At 41.1% G+C, this 5,348-nt stretch carries 3 protein-coding genes and 1 pseudogene; 2 read left to right on the plus strand and 2 right to left on the minus strand.

Annotation, left to right across the window (positions count from 1 at the left end; genetic code table 11):
- Positions 1–235 precede the first annotated feature (235 nt).
- Positions 236–1,195, minus strand: a complete 960-nt coding sequence (locus ACVPON_RS09955; RefSeq protein WP_462878478.1) for an asparaginase — start codon at positions 1,193–1,195, stop codon at positions 236–238.
- Positions 1,196–1,264: 69 nt separating this feature from the next.
- Here ACVPON_RS09955 and ACVPON_RS09960 point away from each other — a divergent pair.
- A pseudogene (locus tag ACVPON_RS09960) lies at positions 1,265–2,639 on the plus strand (HAD-IIB family hydrolase).
- Positions 2,640–3,095: 456 nt separating this feature from the next.
- Here ACVPON_RS09960 and ACVPON_RS09965 read toward each other — a convergent pair.
- Complete coding sequence (locus ACVPON_RS09965) at positions 3,096–3,548, minus strand: universal stress protein (RefSeq protein WP_462878480.1); 453 nt, start codon at positions 3,546–3,548, stop codon at positions 3,096–3,098.
- A gap of 123 nt (positions 3,549–3,671) precedes the next feature.
- Between ACVPON_RS09965 and ACVPON_RS09970 the strand changes: the two genes are divergently transcribed.
- Entirely contained in the window at positions 3,672–4,886 is a 1,215-nt protein-coding gene (locus ACVPON_RS09970; RefSeq protein WP_462878482.1) for a pyridoxal phosphate-dependent aminotransferase, read from the plus strand.
- The last annotated feature ends 462 nt before the right edge of the window (positions 4,887–5,348 follow it).

The raw sequence follows: 5,348 nt of genomic DNA on the forward strand, positions 1-5,348 counted from the left end.
ATATGGGACTTTTTTTCTATACTCAAAAAGGCTCCATAATCTCTACAGTGGATTTACCCACTACAGAAATTATAGAGCCCTTTTTTAAATCGTTTTGAACATACGAAAAGAGAGAACGAATCTTGTTCTCTCTTGATGATAGCTTTTCTATCAACCACTACGGTTGACCATGAGCCAAGAGTTCATTCATAGAATTCTTCTCCTCACCCTTTTTGTATGCAAGCATCTTGATTGGCTAGCCTTCCATATATTGTTTCAATTCTTCTCCTGTTAGCCCAGCGTTTAGGGCGATGAGTAGTTTGAGGCGGGCTTTGGCTGCATTGAGTTCTTTAACAAAGAAGATGCCGTCCTCGCGCAATTTTACTCCTCCGCCAGCATAGGCGTAGACAGGTTCTGCGATGCCGTTGAAACAGCGAGAAACAAGAGCGATTGGAATGCCTGCTTCAAGAAAACTGTGGAGTTTTTTTGCTACTTCTTGCGGAAGGTTTCCGGCACCAAAGGCTTCAATAATGAGACCATCTAGTTTGGTACGATCTAGCATGTCCAGCAATTCCGTTTTCATACCAGCGTAGGCAGAGATAATTGGAATAAAACCAGTCAGCTGATTTAAGTCGAAACGTACACGAGGCTCTGCATTTTTGAAATAGAGGATTTCATGTTTCATCACAAGACCAAGTGGTCCATGGGTCGGTGTTTGGAAGGTTCCGACATTGGTTGTATGGGTCTTTGTGACGTATTTTGCAGCATGAATCTCATCGTTCATGACCACGAGAACACCCTTGTCTCTCGCCTTATCATGACTTGCTACTCTTAGAGCATTGAGGTAATTGTAGACTCCGTCGCTCCCTAATTCATTGGACGAACGCATGGCACCTGTCAAGATAACTGGAATCTTGGGTAACTCCATCGTATCGATAAAATAGGCGGTTTCTTCTAAGGTATCAGTGCCATGGGTAATGACGACCCCGTCGTAGTGTGCAGCTTCTTTCTTAATCTTATGGTAGAGTTGGAGCATGTGGCTAGGGGTTATATAGGGGCTGGGAAGATTAAAGATGTCTAGGGCTGTAACTTGAATTCCGTCGAGTGGTACAGAGACATGATTCATAGGGTTTTCTTGATTGGTCGTTACCTTTCCTGCGCAATCTGCCTGCATCGAAATGGTACCGCCTGTGTGTAAGACAAGAATATTTTTCATAAACTTTCAGATTCTTTCCAAATGTGGTATACTAATTGTAACATAAAATACAGGAAAGTAGGTGAGATGTTGGAGATTAAGGCTGTTTTTTTTGATATAGACGGAACCTTATTGACTGATAATCGAACGATTAGTCCTTCGACAATCTCAGCTATCAATCAGCTAAAGAAACAAGGTATCTTGGTGGGCTTGGCTACTGGGCGAGGACCTCGATTTGTTCTCCAATACATGGCATCCTTGAGTATGGACTGTGCAGTGACCTATAATGGCCAATATATCCTTTCAAGAGAAAAGGTTCTCTTCATGCAGGAGCTACCGAAAGAAGATATGCCGGCCTTGATAGAGTATGCTAAAAAATACAAAAGAGATCTTTCTTTTGGGACGGCTTTTGGAGTGGCAGGTAGCCGAATTATGAGTTTTGGTAGTGGTAATCTTGGCTATCGGTTGACGCGAATGATTCCAGCTTCATGGGCAGGACTGGTTAACTTTATCTTTAACCGCTTTATTCGAAAAGTGAGCCCCCAGGACAAGGAGCAATTACGGATTATTTCTGAACGCTCCATCTATCAAATGATGTTATTGGCAACAGAGAGAGAAACGAGAAAATTAGCTTCACAGTTTCCGAATTTAGATTTCACGCGTTCTAGTCCTTATGCAGTGGATATTATTTCCAAGGGAAATTCTAAATTAGAGGGAATTAAACGTGTTGGAGAGTGTTACCAGTTTGCCTTAGATGAAGTGATGGTCTTTGGGGATTCCAATAATGATTTGGAAATGCTGGCTGGTATTCCTTATTCCGTTGCTATGAAAAATGGGACGAAAAAGGCTCGTCAAACAGCCTTTTATGTGACAGATAGTAACAATCAAGATGGTATTTTCAAGGCATTAGAGCATTTTGACCTTATCAAAGGAGGGACAAATGTTTCAGAGTAAGGATGTTCAATTTAATGCAGTGAAGGAATTTCATGCCAAGATGGACGGGGTGACCCAAGAGTACCCGAAAGCTTATGATGCAGAGACGGCTTTCCATAGAGCTGATTTTAAGTTAGAAGAGTTGGTCGAATTTTTATATGCCACTTCAAGGAATGATGGAGAATTTACGACTTTGTTACAAGGACTTCATCAGGCCTTAGATAGGGCAGCTGCAAAATCGAAAAAGAAAGTAAGAACCGAGAACCCTCTACTAGGTCAGGTAGATGCCCTACTAGACTTGCTCTACTTTACCTATGGCTCTTTCGCCTTAATGGGAGTAGATCCCAAGCCGATTTTTGACATCGTTCATCGGTCTAATATGGGAAAAATATTTCCAGATGGACGGGCTCATTTTGATCCTGTTACCCACAAAATTTTAAAACCGAATCATTGGGAAGCAGAATATGCACCGGAGCCTGCTATTCAGGAAGAATTGGATAGGCAAGTGAAAGCATATCAGAAGCTAAAATAGAGGTTGAGCTCAAATTCTAAAGTATACATTCTTGGTGCTAAGATAGTCTGTTAGTCTATTTTATAATTGGATTCGGACATGAGGAGAACACCTGTTTTTCCTTGGCTTTTGACCTCTTTACATCTTAATTGAACCCAAAAACTGGAAAGCGAGTATAAATCTCATTGGTTGCAAGATAACTTGCTTCAATGTCTCTACGCTGTCTAGAGGTTTCTTCAACAGTCTTGTGGACTATAAATTACTTATACTCAATAAAAATCAAAAGTAGACTCGCTTTCACAATTAAGAATGGTGAAAGGTTGGAAATGAGAGTAGCACCGCTCATTTCCTTATAATCGAAGCCGGAGGTAGAACGAGCGTTCACTAAGGCAAGTTGACGAAGTATCCTTTTGATTTTTAAAGAGTATTAGGTAATACAATGAGGTTGGAACTAATGTTCCAACCTCATTTAGCTTACTACATTGTTTTGTCCTTATCCCGTACCACTAGCAAATCAATCGAAGTGTGGCGTAGGATATACTCGGAAGAAGATCCAATCAAGAGACGCTCGAAAGTATTGAGCCCTGTTGCACCTAAGAGCATCAAATCGGCTCCTGTTTCTTTTGGGATATCGTGGGCAAGCAGGGTTTTAGGGTTTCCGAACTCAAGAACGGTTTGTACGTCTGACAACCCAGCCTGTAGGGCTTTTTCTTGGTATTCCTTGAGAAGGGTCTGGGCTTCTTGATCAAGCGTTTCATAGATGGTGGCATCAAAAGCTGCAATGTTGTGAAGCGCACGTGTATCAATGACATGGGCGATAATCAGTCGTGCTTGGTTGCGCTTTGCAACGTGAATAGCCTTGTGCAGAGCTAGTTCTGCTTCTTTTGAACCATCAACAGCGACCAATATAATTTGGTAAGATTGTGTCATAGGTCTTCACCCCTTTTCTTTTCATATATATTATAACATCTTTTTTTCAAAAATTGAAGTAATTCTTGTTATTTTAGGGGATTTAGGCTAAAATAATACAAATAGAAAGTCGAGGTAGTCTTGATGAGACAGTTTGATAAATCACTAAAGTTAGATGATGTAGCCTACGATATTCGGGGACCAGTCTTAGAGGAAGCGATGCGTATGCGAGCGAACGGTGAGCAGATTTTGCGTTTAAATACGGGAAATCCTGCCGAGTTTGGTTTTACAGCACCAGATGAAGTGATTCATGATTTGATTCACAATGCACGAAAATCAGAAGGGTATTCCAATAGTAAGGGAATTTTTTCTGCCCGTAAGGCTATTATGCAGTACTGTCAACTGAAGAAGTTTCCAAATGTAGATATTGAAGATATTTATTTAGGAAATGGGGTCAGCGAGCTGATTGTGATGTCTATGCAGGGGCTTTTAGATAACGGTGATGAAGTCTTAGTACCAATGCCAGACTACCCTCTTTGGACAGCAGCTGTTAGCTTGGCAGGTGGGCATGCGGTTCACTATGTCTGTGATGAAGCTACGGATTGGTATCCAGATTTGGCTGATATGGAAGCCAAGGTGACCTCTAAAACCAAGGCAATTGTACTCATCAATCCCAATAATCCAACTGGGGCTTTGTACCCGAAAGAAATCCTTGAGGGGATTGTTGATATTGCCCGCAGGCATGAGCTGATTCTTTTTTCGGATGAAATTTATGATCGTATGGTCTTTGATGGTGCAGTGCATATTCCGATTGCGACTTTGGCGCCAGATTTATTTGTCGTGACCATGAACGGTCTGTCAAAATCGCATCGCATCTGCGGTTTTCGGGTGGGCTGGATGGTCTTATCTGGACCCAAGCGTCATGTAAAAGGCTATATTGAAGGGCTTAATATGCTGTCTAATATGCGTCTGTGTTCAAATGTATTAGCCCAACAGGTTGTACAAACGTCGCTCGGTGGCTATCAGTCAGTAGACAAACTCTTGATGCCAGGTGGGCGTCTTTATGAGCAACGGGAATTTATTACGAAGGCAATTAGTGATATTCCTGGCTTATCTGCTGTAAAGCCCAAGGCTGGACTATATATTTTCCCTAAAATTGACCGTGAAATGTACCGAATTGATGATGATGAACAGTTTGTATTGGACTTTTTGAAGCAGGAGAAAATCTTGCTCGTTCATGGTAGAGGTTTCAATTGGAAAGAGCCGGATCACTTCCGAATTGTATATCTTCCACGTGTTGATGAACTTGCTGAAATTCAAGAAAAGATGACCCGATTCTTGCATCAGTATAGACGTTAATCTGAGCTAAACGGCCCAAAACTTAAAATGAATATAGAGGAAAAATCGTTTAAATCAATGCTTGAACAACTTGATTTAAACGATTTTTATTGAGTATTAGCTATTTCTGGAACTGGCTTGTTTTTATAGACGATACTCATTAGGCATCATATGTAGCTTGGGCGATGTAGCTGTAAAGAGAAGTTTGTTCCCTCTTATTTTTAGGCAACAGGCTGAAAAAGACCACTGGAGTTTTACACTCTTCCAATCAAATGGATAAAGCCTGAGTGTGATTTTCGAAGAGTATTAAACTTTCAAGAGCACGGTTTCTATCTGTAAGCATGAGATAGTAGTTCTATTGGTATTACCAAGGTTTTAGGACAATATGTAATTGTCCACGCCAAACGCATGAAACTGAAATAGTTTCAGAAAAGGTATGTAAGCGATCTTATCATAGCGCCCAGTGCCTAAAAAGTGGTATCC

This window comes from Streptococcus sp. 1F3 (assembly GCF_054968985.1).